The following is a 374-nucleotide window of genomic DNA, read 5'->3' as shown; positions in this document are numbered from 1 at the left end:
CGTAGCAGGCGCCCTGCTTGCCGAAAAGGTCCTCGAATTCAGGCCAGAGCTCTGGCGCCAGCGGCACTATGGTCGTGCTCATGCGTTCTCCCCAGGCCAGGCTTGTCGCTGGCCCTGCGCTGTCGTACCATTGCATTTGTTCTCTTTATGTTCGCAGTGATGGCGGCTCCTGTCAACAATCCCGATCACGGTTTTTGTCGTGACTGCCTGACGTTTCAGCGTGGCGAAACGCGCCGCTGCGAACGCTGCGGCAGCCCTCGCCTTGCCCGCCATCCCGAGCTTTACCGGCTGCACCTCGCCCATATCGATTGCGATGCCTTCTACGCGGCGATCGAAAAGCGCGACAATCCCGCGCTCAAGGACAAGCCGCTGAT

Annotated in this window: 2 pseudogenes; one reads left to right on the top strand and one right to left on the bottom strand. The window is 61.0% G+C overall.

The features are described from left to right. Positions 1-82 (bottom strand): annotated as a pseudogene (locus EN807_RS37200) (GNAT family N-acetyltransferase); the annotation flags it as partial. A gap of 65 nt (positions 83-147) precedes the next feature. On the opposite strand from EN807_RS37200, the pseudogene EN807_RS33155 reads away from it, so the two are divergent. Then, positions 148-374, top strand: a pseudogene (locus EN807_RS33155) (DNA polymerase IV); the annotation flags it as partial.

Origin of the sequence: Mesorhizobium sp. M5C.F.Ca.ET.164.01.1.1 (assembly GCF_004792125.1) — a bacterium.
Taxonomy (GTDB): Bacteria; Pseudomonadota; Alphaproteobacteria; order Rhizobiales; family Rhizobiaceae; genus Mesorhizobium; species Mesorhizobium wenxiniae.
The sequence above is the reverse complement of the archived record's forward strand: the minus strand, read 5'-3'. Positions and strand labels throughout refer to the sequence as shown.